General features: G+C 56.4%; 20 protein-coding genes. 7 read left to right on the top strand and 13 right to left on the bottom strand.

Features of this window, described 5'->3' with window-relative positions:
* Nucleotides 1–22: 22 nt before the first annotated feature.
* A complete protein-coding gene (locus ACQY4Z_RS02750; protein ID WP_428526467.1) occupies nucleotides 23–2,209 on the bottom strand; it encodes a putative bifunctional diguanylate cyclase/phosphodiesterase in 2,187 nt (728 codons plus the stop codon).
* 306 nt (nucleotides 2,210–2,515) lie between these two features.
* Here ACQY4Z_RS02750 and ACQY4Z_RS02745 point away from each other — a divergent pair, with 306 nt between their 5' ends.
* Entirely contained in the window at nucleotides 2,516–3,502 is a 987-nt protein-coding gene (locus ACQY4Z_RS02745) for a calcium/sodium antiporter (protein WP_428526465.1), read from the top strand.
* 30 nt (nucleotides 3,503–3,532) lie between these two features.
* On the opposite strand, the gene ACQY4Z_RS02740 is transcribed toward ACQY4Z_RS02745, so the two are convergent.
* Nucleotides 3,533–4,258, bottom strand: coding sequence for a spermidine synthase (locus ACQY4Z_RS02740; RefSeq protein WP_428526463.1), 726 nt, complete (start codon nucleotides 4,256–4,258; stop codon nucleotides 3,533–3,535).
* A gap of 195 nt (nucleotides 4,259–4,453) precedes the next feature.
* Between ACQY4Z_RS02740 and ACQY4Z_RS02735 the strand changes: the two genes are divergently transcribed.
* Together ACQY4Z_RS02735 and ACQY4Z_RS02730 are read left to right on the top strand one after the other, a co-directional pair.
* Complete coding sequence (locus ACQY4Z_RS02735) at nucleotides 4,454–5,437, top strand: LysR family transcriptional regulator (protein ID WP_428526461.1); 984 nt, start codon at nucleotides 4,454–4,456, stop codon at nucleotides 5,435–5,437.
* A gap of 138 nt (nucleotides 5,438–5,575) precedes the next feature.
* The gene (locus tag ACQY4Z_RS02730) at nucleotides 5,576–8,011 is read left to right on the top strand and encodes a GcvT family protein (protein WP_428526458.1); all 2,436 of its coding nucleotides are present in this window, start codon (nucleotides 5,576–5,578) and stop codon (nucleotides 8,009–8,011) included.
* A 32-nt stretch (nucleotides 8,012–8,043) separates the two neighbouring features.
* Here the strand turns inward: ACQY4Z_RS02730 and ACQY4Z_RS02725 are convergent, their stop codons facing one another.
* From ACQY4Z_RS02725 to ACQY4Z_RS02690, 8 genes are all read right to left on the bottom strand, one after another.
* Complete coding sequence (locus ACQY4Z_RS02725; protein ID WP_428526456.1) at nucleotides 8,044–10,080, bottom strand: ASKHA domain-containing protein; 2,037 nt, start codon at nucleotides 10,078–10,080, stop codon at nucleotides 8,044–8,046.
* 119 nt (nucleotides 10,081–10,199) lie between these two features.
* A complete protein-coding gene (locus tag ACQY4Z_RS02720; protein WP_428526454.1) occupies nucleotides 10,200–11,153 on the bottom strand; it encodes a methyltetrahydrofolate cobalamin methyltransferase in 954 nt (317 codons plus the stop codon).
* On the bottom strand, nucleotides 11,154–12,047 hold the full coding sequence (locus tag ACQY4Z_RS02715) for a methylenetetrahydrofolate reductase (RefSeq protein WP_428526452.1): 894 nt from the start codon (nucleotides 12,045–12,047) through the stop codon (nucleotides 11,154–11,156).
* Nucleotides 12,040–12,342 carry a virulence factor gene (locus ACQY4Z_RS02710; RefSeq protein ID WP_133950486.1) on the bottom strand — a complete coding sequence of 101 codons (303 nt, stop codon included), beginning with the start codon at nucleotides 12,340–12,342 and terminating at the stop codon, nucleotides 12,040–12,042. Before ACQY4Z_RS02710 ends, ACQY4Z_RS02715 begins: the two co-directional genes overlap by 8 nt.
* A gap of 103 nt (nucleotides 12,343–12,445) precedes the next feature.
* On the bottom strand, nucleotides 12,446–13,123 hold the full coding sequence (locus ACQY4Z_RS02705; protein WP_428526450.1) for a DUF1638 domain-containing protein: 678 nt from the start codon (nucleotides 13,121–13,123) through the stop codon (nucleotides 12,446–12,448).
* A gap of 6 nt (nucleotides 13,124–13,129) precedes the next feature.
* Entirely contained in the window at nucleotides 13,130–13,834 is a 705-nt protein-coding gene (locus ACQY4Z_RS02700; protein WP_409691125.1) for a corrinoid protein, read from the bottom strand.
* Nucleotides 13,835–14,555: 721 nt separating this feature from the next.
* Nucleotides 14,556–16,160, bottom strand: coding sequence for a hypothetical protein (locus tag ACQY4Z_RS02695; protein ID WP_428526447.1), 1,605 nt, complete (start codon nucleotides 16,158–16,160; stop codon nucleotides 14,556–14,558).
* Nucleotides 16,161–16,392: 232 nt separating this feature from the next.
* A complete protein-coding gene (locus ACQY4Z_RS02690) occupies nucleotides 16,393–18,063 on the bottom strand; it encodes a formate--tetrahydrofolate ligase (RefSeq protein ID WP_133950480.1) in 1,671 nt (556 codons plus the stop codon).
* 201 nt (nucleotides 18,064–18,264) lie between these two features.
* Here ACQY4Z_RS02690 and ACQY4Z_RS02685 point away from each other — a divergent pair, with 201 nt between their 5' ends.
* A complete protein-coding gene (locus ACQY4Z_RS02685; protein ID WP_209177562.1) occupies nucleotides 18,265–18,825 on the top strand; it encodes a helix-turn-helix domain-containing protein in 561 nt (186 codons plus the stop codon).
* 122 nt (nucleotides 18,826–18,947) lie between these two features.
* Here ACQY4Z_RS02685 and ACQY4Z_RS02680 read toward each other — a convergent pair whose 3' ends face one another.
* Nucleotides 18,948–19,226: a hypothetical protein gene (locus ACQY4Z_RS02680; protein ID WP_209002457.1), complete on the bottom strand. Its 279-nt coding sequence runs from the start codon at nucleotides 19,224–19,226 to the stop codon at nucleotides 18,948–18,950.
* Between the two features lie 236 nt (nucleotides 19,227–19,462).
* Here ACQY4Z_RS02680 and ACQY4Z_RS02675 point away from each other — a divergent pair, with 236 nt between their 5' ends.
* The 3 genes from ACQY4Z_RS02675 to ACQY4Z_RS02665 all read left to right on the top strand — a co-directional run bounded on the left by ACQY4Z_RS02675 (nucleotide 19,463) and on the right by ACQY4Z_RS02665 (nucleotide 22,531).
* Complete coding sequence (locus ACQY4Z_RS02675; RefSeq protein WP_428526444.1) at nucleotides 19,463–20,650, top strand: glycine C-acetyltransferase; 1,188 nt, start codon at nucleotides 19,463–19,465, stop codon at nucleotides 20,648–20,650.
* Nucleotides 20,647–21,684, top strand: coding sequence for an L-threonine 3-dehydrogenase (gene tdh, locus ACQY4Z_RS02670; protein ID WP_428526442.1), 1,038 nt, complete (start codon nucleotides 20,647–20,649; stop codon nucleotides 21,682–21,684). The genes ACQY4Z_RS02675 and tdh overlap by 4 nt, the downstream gene beginning before the upstream one ends.
* Before the next feature lie 121 nt (nucleotides 21,685–21,805).
* Nucleotides 21,806–22,531: a hypothetical protein gene (locus tag ACQY4Z_RS02665; RefSeq protein WP_428526440.1), complete on the top strand. Its 726-nt coding sequence runs from the start codon at nucleotides 21,806–21,808 to the stop codon at nucleotides 22,529–22,531.
* Nucleotides 22,532–22,682: 151 nt separating this feature from the next.
* Here ACQY4Z_RS02665 and ACQY4Z_RS02660 read toward each other — a convergent pair whose 3' ends face one another.
* Nucleotides 22,683–22,886, bottom strand: a complete 204-nt coding sequence (locus tag ACQY4Z_RS02660; RefSeq protein ID WP_428526438.1) for a YgaP family membrane protein — start codon at nucleotides 22,884–22,886, stop codon at nucleotides 22,683–22,685.
* Nucleotides 22,887–23,026: 140 nt separating this feature from the next.
* Entirely contained in the window at nucleotides 23,027–24,238 is a 1,212-nt protein-coding gene (locus ACQY4Z_RS02655; protein ID WP_428526436.1) for a winged helix-turn-helix domain-containing protein, read from the bottom strand.
* Nucleotides 24,239–24,280 lie beyond the last annotated feature (42 nt).

The following is a 24,280-nucleotide window of genomic DNA, read 5'->3' as shown; positions in this document are numbered from 1 at the left end:
GGGGCAATTCTACATAGAGATTTCAAAACAGGGCGTTTGACGAAAAGCCTACGGCATCGCCGGGAACCGGATGCCCGATCAAAAAGCCTTGGCCGAACGCCACACCAAGGTCTTGAAGCGCTGCAAGCTGTTCCTGTGTCTCGATGCCTTCGGCAACAATTTGCTTGCCAAGCTTGGCTGTGAGCTTTGCAATCGTTTCGACGATTGCCATATCGACATCGGATGTCAGCATTGAGCGAACGAAAGACACATCGAGCTTCACCAGATCAAACTCGGTTTCTTTCAAATGCAATAGAGAGGCATGTCCGGTTCCAAAATCATCCAGCGCGACAGTAATGCCGTTTTCTCGCAGGTGCCGAAGTATACTGGAGACGTTTTCGCGCTTCCTGGTAAGAAGAACATCTTCGGTGACTTCTACTTGGATGTGGCTTGGCTTTAACCCCGCATTGGCAATGGCCTCCATCAAACGATCGACAAATTGGGCATCACGCTGATAGGCCTGAAATTCCGGTGGCGAAATGTTGAACGCGATATGGCCAAAATCATGTCCTGCTTTGAGCCATGATGAGGCTTGATCGATGGCGCGCAAACGAACCATCTCTCCGATCCGGCGCGCGAGCACGCTGTCCTCGAACACCTCAGCGTAGCTGCTCGGCGGAACCAGCGTACCGTCCCCGTTGCTCAGTCGCAGCAATGCCTCAAATCCCGCCAGCTTTTGCGACTGCAAGTTTGCCTTCGGCTGAAAACACAATACAAAGCGTTCGTCGGTTAGTGCACGCCGTGCGGAGTTTAGGGTATTCGTCCGGTTCAGGGCTGCTGTGAGAAGCGCCTCTGAATAACAACGCACGGCATTTCCGCCCGCCGCCTTTGCGTCATAGACAGCAAGGTCGGCTTGCTGAAGGAGGTCGTTTACATCCGAACCGTTGGCGTGTGTTTTCTCTGCAAGACCCAGAGATGCCGAGCATTCAAACAAAAAACCTTCCCAGGCAATTGGCTTTGAAATTTCTTCAAGCAAGCGTTTGAAGTACTGAACCGTCTCCCCCCAGCTCAACTGAGCAGAAAAAATGACCGCAAATTCGTCTCCGCCAAGCCGGATTACGATCCCTGTATCGCCTATGTAGTCTACGAGCCTTTCGGCCAAGACGATGAGGGCACTGTCACCGGCAGGGTGGCCGTGGCAATCGTTGATCTCTTTGAAGTCATCAAGATCAATAATCGCGACCCCGCAGGATCGGCAATTGGATGAACTTTTGTGTAAGAGATCGTCCGCAATCCGCATGAAGTAGTGGCGATTATAAAGCCCGGTTAGCTGATCGCGTTCCGCATAGTACTGGGCGGTGTCCAGGAGCTTCCGATATTCGGTAATGTCACTGATCGTTCCGCCCATCTTGGTCGCGCGATTTTCATTGTTCCAAACGGCATGCCCGCGCGCGCGGACCCAGATCTGTTCGCCGTCTTTATGCAAAAGCCGTAAGGAAAGATCGAATGGAACGCGATCCTTGAGATGTTCTCTGAACACTTGTTCGACATTTGCCCGGTCTTCAGGATGAATGATCTTGATAAACAGACCAGGCGCATTCGGAAGGGTTTCTTCGGTGTAGCCCAGCCGCAGTTTCCACTGTTCTGACATGTAGTTGTGTTCGTCGTTGAGGTCCCATTCCCAGACGCCTTGGCTGGCTCCCGAAATGGCAAAAGCGTACCGCTCTTCGCTGAGCCTCAAAGCCTTGGTGCGTTGTTCCAGGATCTCTTCTTGGCGCTGGTGCAAGTCGCGGAGCGCGACTTCTGCTGACTTCAGCGACGTGATATCCTGGATGAACCCGTAGGAGCGCAGATGTGTGCCGTCGGCATCGACAACTGCGACGCCCCGCTCCCGCACAAAGATCTCTCCACCGCCCGTTTGGATGATGCGGTATTCGAGTTCGACAATACTTTTGGTTTCGCTTAAGCGGCGGGTCTGGGTCCTGTAGTGTTCACGGTCATCCGGGTGCACCCACTCCAGATCTGCGTCCATTGAGGTTGCGCGGCGCACGAATTCCTCAACTGTGACCCCATGCATGCGGGCAAGCTGTTCTGAACAGTAAATGCAGTTGTCGTTGACTTCGTCCCATTCCCAGTAGCCGATGCCGGCCAGCGCCTCGACTTCTTCAAACAGCTCTCCCGGTCGCCGTAGTGTTTGAACCGGGTAGACTTTGCTGACCTTGTTGTCCATCGAAGCTTGCGCTCACTGCAATTGTCAAAATCGAAAACAGTGAGCGGAGAATAGAAGCTTTTTGCTTCCAAATGCTTTGCTTTTTGTCAATTTCATGAAACATGAAAATTGGCTGATACTTATAACGATAATCTTGGTGAAGAGTTGAGGTAGATAATTCGTAATTGTTACAATCTTTTTCTGCTGCCGATTGGGGGCGAGCCGACAGCGTGTTGTTTTAGGCACCCTGCGCGGTTTGCCCCTTGTTGACGGTCATGACAACAACCAGATGCAGATCTTGGTTTTCTCGGGGTCATGGAGCTCCAGGTGTTTGAAATAGCAGTGCCGCTGATCGGCGGTTTGTGTCTTTTGATCATAGGTGGAGAGTTCTTGGTGCGCGGGGCTGTGAATGCCGCGACGCATCTGGGGGTGTCGCCGCTCGTGATCGGCTTGACCCTGGTCGGGTTCGGCACCTCGACGCCAGAACTTGTTACCTCTGTGCATGCCGCACTTGTGGGGGCGCCTGGCATTGCCTACGGCAATGTTGTCGGATCGAACATCGCCAACATTCTGCTGATCGGCGGTGTCGCGGCGCTGTTATTTCCGATCGCCGTGTCGTCCACCGCGCTGAAACGCGATGCAGCGGTGATGCTAGCCGTCACCTTGGTCTTTGCGGGCGTTGTCACCGTCATGGATGCCAGTCGGCTGATCGGCGGGGTCTTTCTTGCTGTTCTATGCACCTACATTTACATGGCCATCCGGCAGGAGCGGGCAGCCGTTCAGGAAAACCGTGGCGCAGTGCATGGAAAAAGTACCGCGTTAATCGAGACGGATCCGGTTTTGGACATTCCAGCCCGGCCGAAAGGTGGTCTGGTGGCCGCGCTGCTGCTCGCGCTGGGCGGTTTGGCGCTTGTGGTGTTCGGCAGCAAATTCCTGGTGGAGGGCGCTGTCAGCCTGGCGCGCGGTTTTGGAATTTCGGAAACAGTCATTGGCCTGACGATCGTCGCGATCGGCACCTCCATGCCGGAACTGGTGACATCAGTGGTTGCCGGCCTGAAACGTCAGACAGACGTTGCGTTCGGCAACATTATCGGGTCGAACATCTACAATATTCTGGGGATCGGTGGTGCAACCGCTCTGATCGCGCCGAGCGAAGTTCCGTCTCAGATCATCAGCTTCGACAATCCGGTCATGATTGGCGTTTCGGTGATCTTCGTGATTTTCGCAGCAACCGGCCTGCGGATCGGCCGGCGCGAGGGCGCAGTGCTGCTTGGCGGATATATTGTCTACCTTTGCGCCCTTTGGCCGTCCTAAATGTTTGAATAACGACAAGGCAGGCTATTGTCAGCTGTGTGCTTTCCGACCAAGGTATACTGCTTGTGTCACTTCGCGGTTTTCCTGAAGCGGGTTTTCGAATACCACCGGTTCTGCCCATGCCTCATCAAAGGCTTCGGCAAGTTTGGCGGTGATGGCGGCATCCGGTGCTTCGTCAGACCACAATCCAACGATACCTCCGGGTTTCAGGAACCGCTGCACAGCAGTGAAACCTTCCTGGGTATAAAAGCCCTTGGACCCAGAATGCAGCAAACGCTCGGGGGTGTGGTCAATATCGATCAAAACGGCGTCGTATTGGCGTTTCGGACGGCTGGCATCGAAACCGTCCTCTGACACTGCGAGGCCAAAGAAGTCTCCTTGAACCAATTGGCAGCGCGGATCATCCACCAGTTCGGTTTGCATCGGGACAAGACCCTCCTGGTGCCAACGGATAACCGGTTCCAGAAGGTCGACAACTGTCAGGCTTGAAACCGTGTCATGCGCCAGAACAGCCTTTCCCGTGTAGCCAAGGCCAAGCCCGCCGACCAAAACGTCCAGCCCGTCGCCTGAAAGGGCAGCAACGCCGAGATCCGCCAGCGCAACCTCGGACGCGGTGAACAGGCTCGACATCAAGTGCTCTTCTCCAAGGAGAATTTCGAAGACGTCGGTTTTCAGGGCCAGGAGATGCCGGCGGCGCAGAGACACGGCCCCGATCGGTGTCGGGGCATAATCCAGTTCTTCAAACATCTTACTCATGCCGCACCATGACGGGCGGCAAGTGATTTGGGAAGGGCGCGAATGCTCTTCCCCCAAACTAGACGCGATGAAGAGCCGCATTTCTATGGCGCTATGATTTAGGTGAGTTTGTTATAAGTTCGAACTTGTTGGTCTCTTGTTTCGAGTTGATCGAAGTTCAGCCTGTTTCTCACGTCTATTGAGTTGATTAACAACATGCCACGTTCATCTGCTCGCAAAGACCTTACCTTGAAAGCTCTGGAACTCTTTCAGATCTGCGCCCGCAAGTCGTCGGTTCAGGCGACTGCAGATGAAACAGGCTTGTCCATCAGTACTGTTTCGCACCACCTGCGCAGCCTTGAAGAACATCTTGGCGTAGAGCTGTTCGATCATGCCCGTCGCCCTATGATGCTGACGCCCAAAGGGCAGATGTTCTTGAAGGAAATCGACGTCGCCCTCGGGTCCATCCGCAAGGCGACGGCGGAAGCTAGTGCCGGGAACGTCACGGAATCCAGTTATCTCAGGTTCGGCAGTATTGCCGACATGGATAGCGATATTACGCCTGACCTTGCGGTTTACCTTTCCAGAAAAATGCCCCAGTGCAATTTCGTTTTCCGGTCCGGATCCAGCCGCGAACTCCTTGACATGCTTCGGGACCGGCAGTTGGACATCGGGATAGCGACCACGCCGCCAGAGGGAGTGAATAACCTGCAGGACACCCCGTTGCTCCGCGACCCGTTTGTGGTCGTGCTGCCAGAAGGGCGGACTGAGAATACAGCCGATGTTATGGCCGGCAAATCGGAACTGCCTTTTCTGCAGTTTACCAGTGACCTGCTCATAGCTCGGCAGATCGAAGCACAATTGCGCCGGTTGGGAGTGGAGATGCCCGACCGTTTCGAATGCGGCAACAACCAGACCCTCATGGCAATGGTGGCGGCAGGTGCTGGATGGACCATAACAACACCTTTGCTGTTCTCCAGGGCACGCCGGTTTCATTCAAAGCTTCGCATGCATCAGTTTCCTGGAAAAAGCTTTGCGCGGACGCTGTCTCTCATCACCACATCAGATTGCGCTGGATCTGTGCGTGGTCTCATCGATCAGAAACTCCGCAAGCTGCTGACACGCCATGCGCTGACCCCCATGCATCAAAGCAACGCTTGGCTTGAGGACCGATTTTGTCTGGTCACTGGTGCTGATTGACCGGAATGCTTCGGACAGCATTTCGTATCTACGAGTTTTTCGAAGTCCAATTTTGATATTTTCAAAAGTGCAGTCCGCCACATTGCCACTTTGTTCAAACTGCGGCACCCCGGAGAGAGGGGATGTCGGAGGTATTCCATGAAAACGCGTACGCAAGTGGTTGTGATTGGTGGAGGTATCGCCGGGTGTTCGACGATCTATCATCTTACTCAGGAGGGGTGGACAGATGTCGTATTGGTCGAACGAAATGAACTCACGTCCGGGACGACGTGGCATTCTGCAGCCCAAGTAACCAACTTCGGCATGAATCAAACCATGGTCGGTTTGAAGAGCCATTCTATCCGGCTTTACAAGGAGCTGGCAGAAGATCCAGATTACCCGATCAACTATCACCATGCAGACGGTGGCATTCGACTTGCCAACACCGAAGCCCAGATGCAGGGCTACCGGCATTTTGCGTCAATGGCACGCGGCATGGATGTCGACTTCGAAGTCATTGATGCGCAGGAGTGCGCACGCCGCCATCCCTTGATTTCAACAGACAATCTGCTTGGCGGTCTTTGGGATCCGCTTGATGGCGATATCGATCCGGCCCAACTTTGTCAGGCGCTGGCCCGCCGTGCCCGCAAGGCCGGGGCGGCCATCTATCGCAACACGCCAGTCACTGGCCTGACACAGCGCAAGGATGACACCTGGACGGTTCATACCGAGCATGGAGACATCGACTGCGACATTGTCGTGAACGCTGGTGGGTACAGGGTGAATGAAATCGGGGCAATGATGGGGGTTCATCATCCCGTCGCCTCGATGGAACACCAATACTTTCTGACCGAGGAAATACAGGCGATCAAGGAGGCGGGGCACCGGATGCCGTTGCTCCGTTGCCCGATCAGCGATTACTACTGCCGTCAGGAAAAGAACGGTCTGTTGGTCGGCTTTTACGAGCAGGATTGCAAGACGTGGGGTATGGACGGGATCGATCCGCATTTCGTCAACGCGCTCTGTCCGGATGATCTGGATCGGGTAACCGATGTCCTTGAGGGTGCTTTTGCCCGCATGCCTGCATTGATGGAAACCGGAATTCACACCGTCATCAACGGTCCGATCACCTATACAATCGATGGCGCGCCGCTGGTCGGACCGATCCCGGGCAAACGCAATGCTTTTTGTATCATCGGGCTTAGGGCCGGCTTGGGCGAGGGGGGCGGACACGGTTGGCTGCTTGCTCAGCAGATCGTGCACGGCGAGGCGTGCTACGACACTTGGTGTCTTGATCCGCGCCGCTTTACCGGCCACGCCAATGTCGAGCTCACCGCACTTAAGGCCATTGAAGATTACCAGAACGAGTTCCGGTTTCATTTCCCTCACGAACACCGCCCGGCCGGGCGGTCCGCCAAGACAACGCCGCTGACACCCGTGATGGCGGCGGAAGGGGCAGAATTTACGGTGGTGAACGGCTGGGAACGCGTGGACTACATCAAGCCGTCACCAGAGTTTCATCCAACGCTCGGGTTTCATTTCGATGAGGCTTTCGATGTGGTCGCCAGCGAGGTGCAACACATCCAGGCACATGTGGGCCTATGCGAGGTCAATGGCTTTAACCGGATTGAGATTACCGGTTCCGACCGGCACGCATTTCTCGATCGTCTGTTCTGTGGCACCGTCACGAAACGGGAAGGTCGGGTCGGTCTCGGGTATCTGCTCAATCGGCATGGCATGGTCAAGGCCGAGGCAACAATCGCCAACATTCCGGCTTCGGATCGTGGGCCGGCCCGTGTCTGGTATGGGTCGGCAGCAGCCTCCGAATATCATGATATGGATTGGCTAAAGTCCCATCTGCGTCCGGATGAAGATGTTGAGATCAGGAGCCTAACCAACGACCAAACCATTCTGGTTCTGGCAGGACCAAAGGCGCGGGCGGTTCTGCAATCGGCCAGCCGGGGCGACTGGTTAAAGGAAGGGTTCCCCTGGCTGTCGGTACGCGAAACCTTCATCGGGTACGCCCCGGCAACCGTTATGGGGGTCAGCTTTTCCGGCGAGCTTGCTTATGAGATCCACATCCCGAATGCTTCACTCTATGCTGCCTATCTGGCTTTAAGGGACGCTGGAAAGGCGCATGATCTGAGACTGGTCGGCGCAAGAGCGGTGGAATCCATGCGCATGGAAAAGGGCTTCTTGCACTGGAAGGCGGATCTGATCACCGAATTCGATCCTTTTGAAACCGGGTTGGATCGCTTTGTGAAGCTGGATAAACCCGATTTTGTCGGCAAGGACGCCTTGATACAGCGCCTAAAGGACGGGCCGAGGAAGACACTTGTGACCCTGAAAATTGACGCGACCCACGCACCCGCATATGGCGGGGCCTCGCTGATGCAGGGGGACACCGTTGTGGGGACGGTCACTTCCGGCGACTGGGGCCATCGCAGCGGCCTGAATCTCGCCTATGCGTTTGTCGATACTGCGCTTTCGGGAGAAGGAACGGTGCTTGATCTTGACCTTCTTGGAGCCAGGGTCAGCGTTGAGATCATCGCTCCGTCCCCCTACGATCCCGGTCATACAAGGATGCGCGGGTAGGGGCACGGGACATTTCACTAAGACAAAACAGACTAGCCGCGCCGTCTCCGCCGTCGCCGGCCGTCGCCTGTGCCTTCTGCTGCGACCGGCTCCTTGCGTTCGGGCAGTTCCACGGCAGCGCGCAGGTTCGGGAAAGGATCGAACTTGTTCGGCAGGGCCATGGCGTTGACGAAATGCTCCTGGAACTTCGGTTCCAGAGCGGTCTCGATCTTCTCGATGTTGTGGACCGTTTCTTCGATCTCGCGCCGGTAGCCTCGATTGAGCAGCGCCATGCGGGCGCCGGTGCCGGCAGCATTGCCGACGCCGGACACACCGTCGAGGGCGCAGTCCGGAATAAGCCCCAAGATCATCGCGTATTTAGGCTCAATATAGCTGCCAAAAGCGCCTGCAAAGCGGATGCGGTCGATGTGGTCGCTGCCGAGCTTGTCCTGTAGCAGTTTGATACCGGCGTAAAGCGCGCCTTTGGCAAGCTGAATGGCGCGGATATCCGTTTGCAGGATTGAAATCTCAATATCCCGGTCGGCGATCACATAAGAAAAAGTGCGGCCCTCGGAGCGGATGCGATGGGTTTTTTCCGCCATCGACCCGTCAATCACCCCGTCTTCGGTGATGAGACCAGCGAGATACATCTCCGCGACCGCCTCGATGATGCCGGAACCGCAAATGCCGGTGACGCCAACGCTGTCGATCTTTTCTGAAAAGCCCTCTTCATCCGACCATTCGTCGACGCCGATCACTTTGAAGCGCGGTTCCAGCGTGTCTTTGTCGATGCGGATGCGCTCGATGGCACCGGGCGCTGCGCGCTGGCCGGAGGAAATTTCCGCGCCCTCAAAGGCCGGACCGGTCGGGGAGGAAGCGGCCAGCAGGCGATGCTTGTTGCCAAGCACGATTTCCGCGTTGGTGCCGACATCCACAAGCAGTGTCGTTTCTTCGAGCGAATAGGGGCTTTCGGAGAGCGTGGCCGCGGCGGCATCCGCGCCGACATGTCCGGCAATACATGGCAACATGTAGACCCGGGCTCCCGGATTGAGATCAAGGTTGAGATCACGGGCGGTCAAGACCATGGCATCTGAGGCGGCCAGCGCAAACGGCGCGCCGCCAAGTTCCACCGGATCGATCCCGAGGAAGAGATGGTGCATGACAGGATTGCCGACGAATGTGGCATCAAGCACATCGGCGCGCTCTGCGCCGACATCGCCGATCAGCTTGCCGACAAGGGCGTTGATCGCCTCGCGCACGGCCTTGACGAGATCCGGCAATTTCGTCGGGTTCATTTGGACATAGGAAACCCGCGACATCAGGTCTTCGCCAAAGCGGATCTGCGGGTTCGAGGTGCCGGCGGAAGAAACCGTGCGCCCGTTTTGAAGATTGCAGAGATGCGCGGCAATGGTGGTCGAGCCAATGTCAACCGCCAAGCCATAGATGGCCTGTTTTTCACCCGGCCAGAGCGCCACCACTGTCGGGCCGCTCGAAACGTCCGTGTGGATGGCCGCTGTAACTGTCCACTGGCCCTTGCGCAGGATGGTCTGAACCCTTGGCAGCAGGACCGGATCGGTTGCGAGCGTCTCAAGGCCGGCCTTCTGGGCAAGCGCCTCACGCAACCGATCGATATCGCCGCGTGGTGTTTCCATGTCCGGTTCGTCGATGGATACGGTCACCAGCGAAATCGCGCTGTCCGGCTCGATCGTCTTGGCTTCTGCGCGCTTGCGCACAACCTGCCGGTTGGTTTGGGCATCTGTTGGAATGTCGACCACAAGGTCGCCCAGAATCTTGGCCTGGCACGAGAGGCGTCGGTCTTCGGGCAGACTGCGCAAGGTGGCATAGCGGGTTTCCGCTTCCGTTGCCCCCTCAAGATGGTCAGCAGCGCTGGTCAGGTTTTCCTTTGCAAAAGTGCCTTCAGACACGGAAATCTGGCAGCGCCCGCAAATGCCGCGCCCTCCGCATACAGACTCCACGTAAACACCCAGAGATCTCGCCGCATCCAGAAGCGGTGTCCCGACTTCAAAGGTGCCACGCCGGCCACTTGGCTGGAATACGACCTTGGCAAGTTTCGTAGAGCTCTCTGACATGTCCTGTGTGTCCAAGCGGGTTCGGTTTCAGGTCTTCATTGATCTGGCGCGGTCATGGCAAGACCCGGGATCGGCAAGCCGCCCGGGTCTTGAATTGTGCGGCCGAGTCAGTCTGGCAATCAGCCGGCCCGCCGGGCAGCGCGGCCCCCACGGCGGCGTCCGCCGGAAGCTGCAGCCTCTGTTGGTGCAGCCGTCGCCGCACCGGCCGCCGCCGGCTTGTGGTCGCGGTAGGTCATGATCCATTCCTGACAGTTCGGATCGGTGCCGTTCAGGACGTTGGCAGCGCGGACCGCTTCCATTTCCTGTGGGCGGCACGGGTTCATGATCGCGGACGTCATGCCAGCGCCGATGACCATCGGAATAAAACCGGCGTTGATGCCGTGGCGGTGCGGCAGTCCGAAGGAAATGTTGGAAAGGCCACAGGTGGTGTTGACCTTCAGCTCTTCACGAAGACGGCGCAGCAGCGCAAACACCTGCTGACCGGCTGTGCCCATGGCGCCAATCGGCATGACGAGCGGGTCGACAACGATGTCGTGCGAAGGAATTCCATAGTCCGCCGCACGCTCAACGATTTTCTTGGCGACCTCGAAGCGCACGTCCGGGTCTTCGGAAATACCGGTTTCGTCATTGGAGATCGCAACAACCGGCACGTCATATTTCTTGATGAGCGGCAGAATTGCTTCCAGCTTTTCCTCCTCACCGGTCACGGAATTGACCAGCGGGCGGCCTTTGGTGACTTCCAGGCCCGCCTTGATCGCCTCGGTGACAGAGGAGTCGATCGAGATCGGAAGATCGCTCAACTCCTGAACGATTTCGAGAGTTTTGACCAGAAGCGGCGGCTCGGTCTCATTCGGGTTCACCGCGGTAACGCCGGCATTGACGTCCAGCATGGTGGCGCCAGCAGCGGTCTGGGCCAAAACGTCGGCCTTCACGGTTTCGAAATTTCCTTCAACCATTTCGGCAGCCAGCTTCTTGCGGCCGGTCGGGTTGATGCGCTCTCCAATCACGCAAAACGGCTGGTCAAAGCCGATCACGACTTCCTTGGTGGCGGAGGCGACAATTGTTCTGGTCATTTATGCGCTCTCGTTGGCGGTCAGAGATGTTGACGAAGTTTGAAAGGACCAGCTCCCGCGGCTGGTGAGCCACTCAGCTGTTTTGGCGACACCGCCGAATGGATACACATGGATTTGGGCGAGCTGGCTGTCCGGCTGGCTGGTGACACGCGCTTCCAGCGGCTCGACCATGGTGTTCGGATCATAGCCTGCAAGCATGGAGACCACCGCGCCACCGCGCTTTTTCAGGAAGTTGAGCGAGTTTTCGACACCTGCGAAGGCCGCAAACTTCAAAAGCGTCGTCATCTTGGCCGGACCCGCGACGCCGATATGAACCGGGAACGTGTTGCCCCAACCGCGGATTTCGTCGAGCCAGACACTGACCTGATGCGGGTCAAAACCGAACTGAGTGACAATCCGGAACTCCGCGTCGCTGTCAGCGGCAAGCTCATGCTTGCGCATCAAGAACGATTTGATGACGTCCGGCTTGATGTCCGGTGCGCCTTCCGGGTGACCGGCAACGGCAATCTTTTGAATGCCCAGCTTGTCGAAAAGGCCCGTTTCGAGAAGGGCGACGGATGAGGTAAGAGGGCCAGCCTTGTCGGCTTCACCGGCAATTGCGAGCACTTCCTTGACACCGGCTTCCTGGGTCAGGCGGGTGATGCGGCGCTCGAAGTCGGTAACACTCGCATAGCGACGCGCGGCCATATGCGGCACGGCGGTCAAGCCCTTGTCGGTCAGGGTCTTGGCTGCGGCGACGATCGTGTCTTCCGGAGCATTGCCAAGATCGGTGACATAGACCTGGCTGCCAGCCGGGATCGCGGCCAGAAGCTCTGTCTTTTCGACCACCTGTTTGGGCGACATCTCGGTCGAGGCGGGCAGGCGGCCATTGGCCAAAAGGCTGCTATCAGTCATTTTCCAGGCCTCCATTCGCCATCAGGTCCATCAGGCGGTGTTTCGGGTAATCGGCAACAAGCGCTTCAAGCGCGGTGTCAGCTTCCTGTTCAAGGTCGTCGGAAACATCGACAGGCTCTGCCCGGCGCCATTCGGCCATATAGGCATCACTGTCTTTGGCGCCGACACGCATCGCGCACGCATCGATCGTTTCCATGAAGACAGCCGGCAGCTCCCGGCGGGCGGACTTGCGGCCCTTTTTCACCAGGATCTGTGCCGGGATGTCCCGCCAGTAAACGATTGTCTTTTGCGCCATTTCACGTCGTCCTCTTTCGAGCATGATTGCCGGAAAGCTCTCAATCCAAGTCGCTTGATAGCGGCATTGCACGGTAAAAAACCGACCCGTGCAGTGCCGCATGTCAGCGCGAAGGCATCGCAGGTTCTTTCGTCAGGAACGGTGCCAGCAAGCCATAGCCGGTGCGTTCAATTTCAAGTGGAAGCTGAAGACGTTCCGCTGCCCGTCTTGCGGCCTTTTCAAGGGCCGGATCATCTGTCTGCGCCAGGTAGAGAACCCGCGTGTAGTGGGCAAAGTACATGTCGCGCAGATGAGGGTGCCAATCGAGGCCAAGAGGTTCGATCACCATTGTCTGGAAGTGCCGGGCGAGGAAGTCGGTCAGATAAAAGCTGCCAAGCTGGTCTTCCTCGAATTGGTCGAATGCTTCCAGTCCGGCAAAGAACGCATAACAATGCGCGCCTTCGATCCGGCGGGTTCCGGTTTCTTCCAGAACCTTGTCGAGGAGACCGCCCGTGCCGCAGTCACCATAAGCAACCAGAATGTCGGAATAGATATCGCGGTTCTGAAGAATAACCCGGCGGACTTCGTCCGGGATCTTTTCCGGTGTGTTGTGCAGCTGAGCCGGGAGACAAGTCAGATCAATGTGATCCAGCCGATTGAGGTCGCGGATCGCGATGACCTCACGCGCCAATGCTCCGCAAGCTACAACAAGGACGCGGCCGATCTTGTCGTTCGCGTCATCTTGAGTTCCGATCGGGAAAAGAGGCTCACCCGCCTGCATGTCGGGAGCCTCCTCAAACATGGTCCGTCAGCCCCGGTTGGCGAGCTGGTTGTGCCGCCGGGCAATCAGGTCTTTCGCCATTTCAACGGCAACGGCTGCATCGCGGCAGTAGCCGTCTGCGCCAACGGCCTGTCCGAACTCTTCATTGAGCGGTGCACCGCCCACGAGTACGATGTAATCGTCCCGAAGACCCTTTTCCTTCATCTCGTCGATGACGACCTTCATGTACGGCATGGTGGTGGTCAGAAGAGCTGACATGCCGAGGATGTCCGGTTTGTGCTCTTCCAGAGCCGCCAGATAGTTTTCAACCGGGTTGTTGATGCCGATGTCGATCACTTCAAAACCGGCCCCTTCCATCATCATGGAAACAAGGTTCTTGCCGATGTCGTGAATGTCGCCCTTCACGGTGCCGATGACCATCTTGCCGACTTTCGGAGCGCCGGTCTCGGCGAGAAGCGGACGCAAAATGCCCATGCCAGCCTTCATGGCGTTTGCGGACAAGAGAACCTCAGGCACGAACAGAATACCATCGCGGAAGTCGACGCCGACGATCCGCATGCCCTCAACGAGGGCCTTGGTCAGGATGTCGTAAGGCGCCCAGCCGCGTTCCAGAAGGATGTTCACCGCATCCTGAATTTCTTCCTGCAGACCATCATATAGATCATCATGCATCTGCTCGACGAGTTCATCGTCAGACAGGGCCGACAGGTCGATGTCGTCTTCGTCAGACATTTGGCAGCTCCAAAAAGGCTATCGTGGCCGGTAAACGTTGAAAAACCTTATGCCTTAAGGGGAATTGCCCGATATCATCAATGCGACACGGCTAGTCGCTTTCGCGACAGCGGGCTTATGATCGGTCGAATTGGTGCTCCGCCCGGACTTGAAAAGATAAAACATGCATTCAATACTCAAGTTTAATAAGAGCTTGGAATATTGACATGAAATGCCGGATTTGGGCGTTGGTTCTAATTGATTGTACAGCTTTCCTGGCAGCCTTCCAGACGCTGGGTGGCGCGTAGTTTGTGCTTTTGAAAACCGGCTCTACGGTAGAGCAGCGAAGCGCTGCATTTGACGCCTGTCAGGTGCAGGCCTTGCAGGAGGTGCCACCGGCCTACAAGACAACGTCGGTTGGCGGATACGGCTTTGGCCGACCTTACTGCTACGGATATTCCTGCAGCTACCATGGCGAGGCATCTCCCCAGATCGTTAGTGTGGACCCGAACGAAAAGCTGCGTGCGCGCAGCTTCGATAGCTGCTTACGCGCAAAGGGATACACGCTTGCGCCGCGGCCGACCTGTGTAGATACAGCCGCTGCCAACGCCTATCGTACTCAGAGGTTTCAAAGAAGGGCCTCCGATGTCTCCTGCGTTGCCGGAAAACCCGCTCTTCAGAGCAGATGGGTCCCAAGCTAGGAGTGTATCCTCAACTGCTTAAAACGGGTGATTTCGAGAGCCTATTTGATTGTGCAATTCATCCCGTTCGGCATGGCCTTCGAGGCAGTAATCCCGGCTCCCGTTATTCCACCGTTTGTCTTGTCATATTTGTTGTCCAGCGTGAAACGGCACCAACAGGTGCCCTTGGATCCGCTGACATATGCAATAAACTCCTGCTTCACATTGATAGGGCTGGCAACGGTCACAAAGCCGTTGCGGTCGACTTTTATCGCCAGAGACCCGGTTCTCGGGCGGTCGAACCAGGTGATCTTCTCGTTGCCGTGATAGCGTTTCTGATCCCAGCGCTTCGAGTAATTGTCGCGCCCGAAGCTTTTGTCCCCGAAGCTGGGCACTGTCTTGCCGCCGGGTAGGACCGTGATCTTCACCTTTTTCTTCTTTCCCTGAAGGGTGATGGTGCCGTCCTTGTCAACGTCGGGCTTCAGCTTGGATTTGCCCTTTGGCAAAGGGAAACCGGCGACGTTCGAGCTGTCCTGAACGAACTGACCTTCTTTGCAGACCTTCGCGGAGCTTTTGGGGGTAAGGATGGCCTCGACCTCGAACCCGAAGCTGAGCTTGGATTGTTCAAAGGTCTTGTGCCCCAGGATCATTGGCGCGGCGAATGTCGGAGCCAACCGTCCGAGCGGGCACTGATAGACAGTCTCTCCGGGTCCGCATGGGTTCTTCTTCGGAGGCTTGATCTTGGCGCACAGGACATAATCCTCACGCGACATTTTGCCTGGTCCTTGCGGCTTTGCGCAGAAAAGACCAGACTTGCCCTTGGTCTTGATTGTCATCTGCTTGCAGCCGCAGGTTTCGGCAGGTTTTGGCGGCTTTTCCTTAGGAACCTTGCCGTCCTGAAGCAGGATCAGATCATCGTTACCGATCTGGAATTCGAAGGTTTGATCCCCGCGGCTGCCGTTATCCCCGAGCACATCGAGAGTAACATCATAAAAGAGCGCAGCGAGCGGAAGGCGGTACTGCAGTACGGGTTCGGTGGTTATAACGACCGGGCCACCCTGGCCGATGGACCAGGCATACCGAAACGGCCCGCCGTCCTCTGGTCCGGAAATCTCTGCCTTGAAGGTTGCCAGCACCTTGCCGTCTTCCGGCTCCAGGCTGACCGGCGCGAGCTCGATACCAGCCGGTTCCGCAACGGTGATGGTGACAGCGTCTTGAAGCTCGATGCCGGCTGCTTGAACGTACACGGTAATCACCCGTTCTCCGGGCGGGTAGCCGGACAACGGCAAGTGGGTGGTGACGTCAAGGGCAAAGTCCTCGACCGACGTGGTCCGCGAATAGACCAGCACAGCCTCCTTTTCGTCGCTCACCGTAATATCGATGCGCACATCGTCCTTGATCTCTTCTAGCGGCAGCAGCACGGCGGCGGCGACCTCCAGCGTATTGGCGCTGGTATACACAGCGCCATCTGAGGGAAACAGAATATCGAGAGCGGGGTTTGTTCCGGCGGTTTCGGAAACGCCTGGAACCTCGATGATAGGCAGCTCGACTGGTAAGCCAGTGGTGTCGGACCTGTCAGCGGCCTCTGCGCGCTGCGGCGCGTCCTTTGCATGGCCCGGATAGATGAACTGACATGCAAGCAGAACCAACAATGCGGCAAGTCTCATAAGCCCCTCCCCAACAACACTCAAACCCATGCTTTTGCTTTTGATTGACGTGATGATACTGCAACTAGAGCGTAACTGGTAGATCTTTATGCAATTATTGGTGATATGAGTGGCCGGGTAAGATGTAACGTTTCTTCCGCTGGTGTCGAGAAAGCCTTGTGAGCGCCGTGGGCTAAAGAAAAAGGCGGATCACTCGGATCCGCCTCAAGTTTTCTGTTCTGGTCCGGACAGATCAGAACAGACCCTCGATCAAGCCTTCGTCGTTCAGCTTGATATGATTTGCGGACGGCACGCGGGGCAGACCCGGCATGGTCATGATTTCCCCACAGATCGCAACGATGAAGCCGGCACCGGCGGACAGGCGGACTTCGCGGATCGGCACTCCATGGCCGGTCGGCGCGCCGCGCAGGTTCGGATCGGTGGAGAAGGAATACTGGGTCTTGGCCATGCAGACCGGCAGGTTGCCGAAGCCGTCTGCTTCCCAGCGGCGAAGTTGATCCCGGATGGATTTGTCGGCCAGGACCTCGTCGGCGCGGTAGATGCGCTTTGCAATCGTCTCGATCTTTTCAAAGAGCGGCATATCGTCTTCGTAGAGCGGAGCGAATTGGGCTGCACCGCTTTCTGCAAGCGCTGCGACTTTTTCGGCAAGTTCTGCTGTGCCTTCCGAGCCTTTGGCCCAGTGGGACGCCAGAACGGCATCGACACCAAGATCCGCACAGAAGTTTTTGATCTCCTGGACTTCAGCGTCCGTGTCTGCGGTGAAGTGGTTGATCGCGACGACGGCCGGGACGCCGAACTGCTTGATGTTTTCGATGTGGCGGCCGAGGTTGGCGCATCCCTTCTGGACCGCTTCGATGTTTTCTGCGCCTAGGTCTTCCTTCGCAACGCCGCCGTTCATCTTCAGTGCACGCACGGTGGCGACGATCACCACCGCATCCGGCGAAAGACCAGCCTTGCGGCATTTGATGTCAAAGAATTTCTCGGCGCCAAGGTCCGCGCCGAAACCGGCTTCGGTCACGACATAGTCGGCAAGTTTCAGAGCCGTTTGGGTCGCCATGACGGAGTTACAGCCGTGGGCGATGTTGGCAAACGGGCCGCCGTGAATGAAGGCCGGATTGTTTTCCAGGGTCTGCACGAGGTTTGGCTGGATGGCCTCTTTCAGGAGAACGGTCATCGCGCCGTCGGCTTCTAATTCGCGCGCGGTGATCGCGGTGCGGTCGCGGCGGTAGGCAACGATGATGTCGCCCAGGCGCTTTTGCAGATCTTCCAGATCTGTCGCCAGGCAGAGGATCGCCATGATTTCGGACGCAACGGTGATGTCGAAGCCGCCTTCACGCGGGAAACCGTTGGCAACACCGCCGAGTGAACAGACGATTTCGCGGAGCGCCCGATCGTTCATGTCCAGCACCCGGCGCCAAACCACCCGGCGCTGGTCGATGCCGAGCTCATTGCCCCAGTAGATGTGGTTTTCGATAAGGGCGGCCAGAAGGTTGTGCGCGGATGTGATTGCATGGAAATCGCCGGTGAAGTGGAGGTTGATGTCCTCCATCGGCACCACCTGCGCATAGCCGCCGCCTGCTGCACCGCCCTTCATGCCGAAGCACGGGCCAAGCGACGGCTCGCGCAGACAGATCATGGCGTTCTTGCCGATCCGGTTGAGACCGTCCCCCAGGCCGACGGTCGTTGTGGTCTTACCTTCGCCGGCCGGTGTCGGGTTGATTGCGGTGACCAGGATCAGCTTGCCGTTTTCCTTGCCGTTCAGCCCTTCGATGAAGTCTGCGGAGATCTTCGCTTTGGTGCGGCCATAAGGCAGCAGCGATTCTTCCGGAATGTTCAACCGGTCGCCGATCTCTTGGATCGGTTTCATTTTGGCTGCGCGTGCAATCTCGATATCACTGGCCATGCTGTTTCCTCGACATGTTATGTTTCCCGGAAAAAGCCGGGCGTTGTCTTTGCCGCACGCTAGAAGAGAGGGCGGTGCAACAGATGTTCTGAATGCGACCTACTAAGTTTGGGATGCGACGATGGCGTTTCTGCTTCGATAATTGCGAAATGGCACTGGTTCAGAATTGCATTTTCTAGCCAAGCGGATTTTAATTCCGCCATGACAGATTCAGATATTCTCTCCCGTTTGCCGGAGCGGTTGAAAAAGGCCCGCCGGGCGCAAGGCTTGTCGCTTGAGGCGGTTGAAAAGCTCTCCGGTGTGTCGCGCTCGATGGTCAGCCAGATTGAGCGGGGCGAATCCAATCCCACGGTTGCGACGCTTCTCAATCTGACCCGGGCACTCAATGTCGATTTTGCCGGCCTGCTCGGAGAAGAGGCTGTCGAGGATCGGGTGGAAATTGTGAAGGTGAGCCAAACCCCGGCGCTTGATCGGGCGGGAGATGGATGCAAGATCCGGATCTTGTCCGCGCCTCAGGACACGGGCCGGTTTGAAGTCTATGAGCTCATATTTGCTGATGGCGGCAAGCTGGAGAGCAAACCTCATGAGCGTGGAACCCGGGAGCAGTTGATCGCCGAAGAGGGAACGTTGAAGGTCATGTCCGGCGTTGCAACGGGGATGATTGAAAAAGGCGATACCGCGCGTTACGCCGCCGATGTGGCGCACACGATTGAGGCGGTCAACGGGCCAGCCCGTGCTATTTTGATGGTGGTCCGTTTCTAGTAGTCGTCATCTAGTGAGATGGGCTTCAGCTGCTCAGTCGGTATTAAGTCGCTGTCCAAATTTGAGAATGTGTGGCCCCTGATCAGGGGATGGATCAGGGCGCCACGAGGTCCCGGGAGGCGTCAGGTTGTTCCCGGGACAAAAAATGAAAAGCCGGCATCCTTCGGGTTGCCGTTTGCGTCTTGAATGTTCACCTGGCAGGTGTTTTCCGCAAAGATATTCAGGCCAACAGTGAGGCCATCGCCCCACACTGTGGCCTGTGCCCCAGTGACAGCTGAAAAATTGCTATCATAGTTCACCATGTAAGAGCCGGTGCCGGTGTGGTCGCAACTGGCCACATGTTGTGACGAAGTTAGGTTTCCATCGCTGCCGACAAGAGCTGATGCAAATGAAGCTGTCATGTTTGCCTCCCGGTTGTATTCAATGGGGATGCGGCTCAGAGAGCCGAGTGTGCAATTCAAGAATATCAACTAAAAGTAGATTCGTAAGTCTGATATAACCCGCAAGGTTGAGTCATTGTCGGATGGATCATTGCATCCGTGAAACTGCCATCCTCTCCGTGATAATGGAAATTCCACTTTCGCCAAACATAAAAATCCGCTATTATGGATAAAATTCCAAATTATCGGAGATTGCCGTGTCGCAGGCGTTCTTGGAAAACATTTCCACTACCTTGAAGGAAATCGAGGCGGAAGGGCTCTACAAGCGCGAGCGGTTGATCACATCACCGCAAGGCGGCCATATCGCCGTGGGTGGGCGCGATGTCATCAATCTGTGTGCCAACAACTATCTGGGACTGGCCGATCATCCGGTCCTGATCGAAGCCGCCAAGAATGCCATGGATCCAAAGGGGTTCGGCATGGCTTCCGTGCGGTTCATTTGCGGCACACAGGACATTCACCGCGAGCTGGAGCAGCGCCTGGCAAGGTTTTTGGCTAAAGACGATGCCATCCTGTTTGCCGCTTGTTTTGATGCAAACGGTGGCCTGTTCGAGCCGCTTCTTGGCCCGGAAGACGCGATTATATCGGACGCGCTCAATCACGCCTCTATCATTGACGGCATCCGCCTGTGCAAGGCCAAGCGCTACCGCTACCAGAATTCCGATATGACGGATCTGGAGGCAAAGCTCCGGGAAGCCCGCGAGGCTGGTGCCCGTCACATCATGATCGCGACCGATGGCGTCTTTTCCATGGACGGATATCTCGCCAACCTGCCTGAGATCACCGCGCTCGCCAAACAATACGAGGCTGTCGTGATGGTCGATGACTGCCACGCCACCGGCTTCATGGGACCGAAAGGCGAAGGCACGCCGGCACATTTCGGCGTGGATGTCGACATTTTGACCGGAACGCTCGGCAAGGCGCTGGGCGGCGGCATCGGCGGTTACATCGCTGGACCGCAACCGGTCATTGACCTGTTGCGTCAGCGGGCAAGGCCTTATCTTTTCTCAAACAGTTTGCCGCCGTCCATTGTCATGAGCGGTCTTGAGGCGATCCGTCTGGTGGAAGAGGGGGATGAGCTGCGGAGAAACCTTTTTGACAATGCGCGCTATTGGCGGGCCGGCCTGGAAGCTCTTGGCTTTACGCTGTTGCCCGGCGAACACCCGATCATTCCGGTGATGCTGGGAGAGGCCAAATTGGCCCAGGCCATGGCGGCAAACCTTTTTGAGGAAGGGGTCTATGTCTCGGGCTTCTTCTTCCCGGTTGTCCCGCGCGGCCAGGCGCGTATCCGCACCCAGATGAATGCGGCGCTGACACGTGTAGATCTCGACCGGGCGCTCGATGCTTTTGCGAAAGCCGGCAAGACCACAGGAGTGTTGTCATGAGTAATCAGATGAAGGCTTTGGAAAAATCCGAGCCACGGGAAGGGCTCTGGATGACCCGCGCGCCGATTCCGGAAATCGGTCCCGACGACGTTCTTATCAAGATCAACAAGACCGGAATATGCGGCACGGACATCCATATCTGGAACTGGGACGATTGGGCCTCCAAAACGGTGCCCGTACCAATGATCACCGGACACGAATTTGCAGGTGAGATCGTCGAAGTTGGCCGCAACGTCGACGATCTTGAAGTCGGGCAGCGTTGTTCCGGGGAGGGGCACCTGATCGGCAAACATTCCCGGCAATCCCGGTCAGGCAAGTTTCATCTGGACCCAGAGACACGGGGCATCGGTGTCAACGAGCAAGGCGCATTTGCTGAATACTTGCGGCTGCCGGCGTTCAACGTGGTGCCGCTGCCCGATGAGATTGACGACGAGATCGGCGCCATTCTCGACCCGCTCGGCAATGCGGTCCACACGGCCTTGAGTTTTGATCTGGTTGGCGAAGATGTGCTGATCACCGGTGCAGGACCGATTGGCATCATGGCAGCTGCCGTCGCGCGCCATGTCGGCGCCCGCAATGTGGTGATCACGGACGTTAACCAAGCCCGCCTTGATCTTGCAACGCGCGTTGCAGATGTCGTGCCCGTCAATGTCGCGCGCGAAGATCTGAAGGGCATTGAGAAAAAGCTCGGCATTAAGGAAGGGTTCGATGTCGGTCTGGAGATGTCCGGCAATCAAATCGCGCTCGATCAAATGGTTGAAAACCTCGTTATGGGCGGGCGCATCGCCCTGCTTGGTATTCCGCCAGGCAAATCACCGGTCGACTGGTCGCGAATTGTGTTCAAGGCGATTACGATCAAGGGGGTCTATGGCCGGGAGATCTTCGAGACCTGGTACAAGATGATTGCGATGCTTCAGAACGGCCTCGATGTGCGCAATGTCATCACGCATCGGTTTGATGTCGATGACTTTGAAAAGGGCTTTGCGGCGATGAAATCCGGCGAAGCAGGCAAGGTGGTCCTAAGCTGGGACTAAGTCCTGGAGGCATATTGCCTGCGATTCTTGAACGTAATTTTACGTTAAATAAAAGAACTACCAAATAGTGTATCTAGCAAAGACCTCGATGTTAGGCCGATTATTCGCTGGAGGCTCGCGGATGCCAGCCAGAACCGCCAAGAGCAAAATGACATGGCCGAAGTTAAGCGGCCCGCATATCTGTGCCTCAGTCGGCCAACAATCCTTGGAGTTGGCCCAAAAGGCCCTGGTTGGCGCTGCCAACAAACGTGGCGGTTCTCTGAAGGCATCAGAGATCGCAGCCGTATTTGAGTTCCTGTCGGCCTCCCAGCAAATGTTCGATGTTTTTCGAACGAACTACGAGGCGTGTGGTAAAATCCATCGAAAACAGTCCTTCGTTGGAGCCAACAAAGGCTTCTTTGCCATGTCTGTCCTGCGGTTTCTCTGTTTCGATGTGCTTCGGAAAGTCTTCGAACCCCAAATAAGCCGGACGGATGCGGCATGGGAAATTGAGTTTCTGCAGGCTTTCAGCGGCTACATTTGCCAGACCACGGATGCAGATTTTGAAGAGAACTTGTCTGCTGCCTACCGCCGCCTTGCGAAGGACAAGGGCAGCGATATCACGGCGATGACAATAGCGCATGATGACGGAATTCAGAAAATCGTTCGGGCAGCTGTTCGCTCGTTTCCAAGCGACCACATGGACTTCGTGAATTTTTCGAATGCGGTCAACAAAGCTTTGACAGACAAGTACGAGGTATATGGCCCATCACCGATCAAGGTATCCGAACCGGTGATAGAGCGTTTCTTTGGCGCATTGTCAAAACCATCGGAAGCGAACTACTTCCGAAATCAGGTGCTTGGGTAACTCATGTAAAGGCCCTAAAATGGGCTTGGGTTCATGCCTTTGACACGCGCAAAGTGGCGGATTGCCCAAGTGTGGGCTCGGACAATCCGCGATTGCCAATCCAGTCCGGTGGGCAACGGACCGTTTGGCAACGATTGAGCGTGAGATCGCTTCAGGAGAAACCCGGACGTTGCGGCAGGCCGAGTTTTTTCAAGGTCATGACCACCGGACAGAAGCCGGTAAATGAGGCTTGCATCAGGTGAACACCGAGAATTCCGGTTAACCAGAGCCAGTTGATGTTCACGTAAATGGCCAGCAGTACAGTGGCCAACACGAGCGCGCCAACCACCAGCAGAATTCCCCGTTCAACCGTCATGATCCTCTCCGTTGTGTAAACAATTCAAATTTTCGAAAATATGCAATTAAAAAGACTGCAACACCAGTCTGAATAGTGCGGCAAAGAGTCATTCGGCTTTGGTCGTAGGTGTCTCAGCCAACAGTCTTATGGTCAGGACCCTAGGCAACTCGCAGCCAGTCCGGATCAAAGCTGACAGATCCGCAGTCCGCGAACCTGGCAATCCGATTGATTTCGCCTTCGAGTTTTCCAACCCGGCCCTTACCCGTCCGGGTCTTTGCCTCCGGCCAGAAGGCCTTGACGTGAAGCCGGTTTTCAGCCCGGTGGGCTTTCATGTCGATCCTGCCAATCAGTCTGTCTCCCTCCAGGACTGGAAAGACATAATATCCGTATTGCCGCTTCGGTTCAGGAACGAAGACTTCGATCCGGTAATGAAAGCCAAAGAGCCGTTCCGCGCGTTTGCGATCCCGCAAGGCCGGATCAAATGGCGACAAAACACGAACCCTTGATGGCAGCGGCGGCAGGGTATCCAGTGCCGCCAGTGTCTCCGGCCTTAGGAAGCTTTTTCGAAAGGCACCATCGGCGCATTCGATCAACGCCTCAATGATTTCACCGCCTGCAAGCTTCGCTTCGCACCATGATTTCGCCTCTGTCGGCGTGATCAGATCCCAAAACGCGGCAATTTCACCTGATGTTGCGAAGCCCAGCCGGTCCAAAGCCGACCGTGCAGCCCAATCGATTGTCTCTTCCACGTCAAAACGCTGCGCCAAATGCGCGTGCGGAATGACACGTTCGGTCAGGTCATAGACTTTTTGAAATCCTCGACGGTGGCAGACAGACAACTCACCGGTTCGCCACAGAAACTCAAGCGCTGTTTTCGACGGATGCCAGTTCCACCAACCACCCTTGTTGCGGGCTTCATCCTCTCCAACTGTAGACGAAGACACCGGCCCATGATCAGAAACCTGTTTCAGGACTTCGTTGAACTTTTCTTCAAACCCGTTTTGCCGCCAGTTGCGCCAACGCCCGATCAACTTTGCCCGGTCGCGGTCGAAGCGCAGCCGCCAATGCGGAAAGCTTTCCGTTGGGATGATCGAGGCATCATGGGTCCAGTGTTCGAAAAGATGACGGTCTTTCTCAAGCAGCCGTTTGAGATGCGTTTCCTTGTAGCCGGGAAGGCGGGAGGAAAGGATCATGTGATGGGCGCGGGAAACAGTATTGATGCTGTCGACTTGGACAAAGCCAAGTGTGGAAATTGTTTCACTTACACGATCGGTGGTCGTGCGGCCCGAAAGAACCGCAAGACCATGGCGGTCCAAAAAAAGCTGGCGTGCGGTTGTATTGTCAATAATCGGGGTGGCTGCGCTCATCATGAGCCTATCTAACACTCCAAACATCGGTAATAAAACCCGATT

It is taken from the genome of Roseibium sp. (genome assembly GCF_965276855.1).
In the GTDB taxonomy this organism is placed as follows: domain Bacteria; phylum Pseudomonadota; class Alphaproteobacteria; order Rhizobiales; family Stappiaceae; genus Roseibium.
The sequence above is the reverse complement of the archived record's forward strand: the minus strand, read 5'-3'. Positions and strand labels throughout refer to the sequence as shown.

Excerpts from the sequence above, each read along its gene's own strand:
- ACQY4Z_RS02750 (WP_428526467.1), bottom strand. The coding sequence starts at position 2,209 with ATGGACAACAAGGTCAGCAAAGTCTACCCGGTTCAAACACTACGGCGA.
- ACQY4Z_RS02740 (WP_428526463.1), bottom strand. The coding sequence starts at position 4,258 with ATGAGTAAGATGTTTGAAGAACTGGATTATGCCCCGACACCGATCGGG.
- ACQY4Z_RS02735 (WP_428526461.1), top strand. The coding sequence starts at position 4,454 with ATGCCACGTTCATCTGCTCGCAAAGACCTTACCTTGAAAGCTCTGGAA.
- ACQY4Z_RS02730 (WP_428526458.1), top strand. The coding sequence starts at position 5,576 with ATGAAAACGCGTACGCAAGTGGTTGTGATTGGTGGAGGTATCGCCGGG.
- ACQY4Z_RS02725 (WP_428526456.1), bottom strand. The coding sequence starts at position 10,080 with ATGTCAGAGAGCTCTACGAAACTTGCCAAGGTCGTATTCCAGCCAAGT.
- ACQY4Z_RS02720 (WP_428526454.1), bottom strand. The coding sequence starts at position 11,153 with ATGACCAGAACAATTGTCGCCTCCGCCACCAAGGAAGTCGTGATCGGC.
- ACQY4Z_RS02715 (WP_428526452.1), bottom strand. The coding sequence starts at position 12,047 with ATGACTGATAGCAGCCTTTTGGCCAATGGCCGCCTGCCCGCCTCGACC.
- ACQY4Z_RS02710 (WP_133950486.1), bottom strand. The coding sequence starts at position 12,342 with ATGGCGCAAAAGACAATCGTTTACTGGCGGGACATCCCGGCACAGATC.
- ACQY4Z_RS02705 (WP_428526450.1), bottom strand. The coding sequence starts at position 13,123 with ATGTTTGAGGAGGCTCCCGACATGCAGGCGGGTGAGCCTCTTTTCCCG.
- ACQY4Z_RS02700 (WP_409691125.1), bottom strand. The coding sequence starts at position 13,834 with ATGTCTGACGAAGACGACATCGACCTGTCGGCCCTGTCTGACGATGAA.
- ACQY4Z_RS02695 (WP_428526447.1), bottom strand. The coding sequence starts at position 16,160 with ATGAGACTTGCCGCATTGTTGGTTCTGCTTGCATGTCAGTTCATCTAT.
- ACQY4Z_RS02690 (WP_133950480.1), bottom strand. The coding sequence starts at position 18,063 with ATGGCCAGTGATATCGAGATTGCACGCGCAGCCAAAATGAAACCGATC.
- ACQY4Z_RS02685 (WP_209177562.1), top strand. The coding sequence starts at position 18,265 with ATGACAGATTCAGATATTCTCTCCCGTTTGCCGGAGCGGTTGAAAAAG.
- ACQY4Z_RS02680 (WP_209002457.1), bottom strand. The coding sequence starts at position 19,226 with ATGACAGCTTCATTTGCATCAGCTCTTGTCGGCAGCGATGGAAACCTA.
- tdh (WP_428526442.1), top strand. The coding sequence starts at position 20,647 with ATGAGTAATCAGATGAAGGCTTTGGAAAAATCCGAGCCACGGGAAGGG.
- ACQY4Z_RS02665 (WP_428526440.1), top strand. The coding sequence starts at position 21,806 with ATGCCAGCCAGAACCGCCAAGAGCAAAATGACATGGCCGAAGTTAAGC.
- ACQY4Z_RS02660 (WP_428526438.1), bottom strand. The coding sequence starts at position 22,886 with ATGACGGTTGAACGGGGAATTCTGCTGGTGGTTGGCGCGCTCGTGTTG.
- ACQY4Z_RS02655 (WP_428526436.1), bottom strand. The coding sequence starts at position 24,238 with ATGATGAGCGCAGCCACCCCGATTATTGACAATACAACCGCACGCCAG.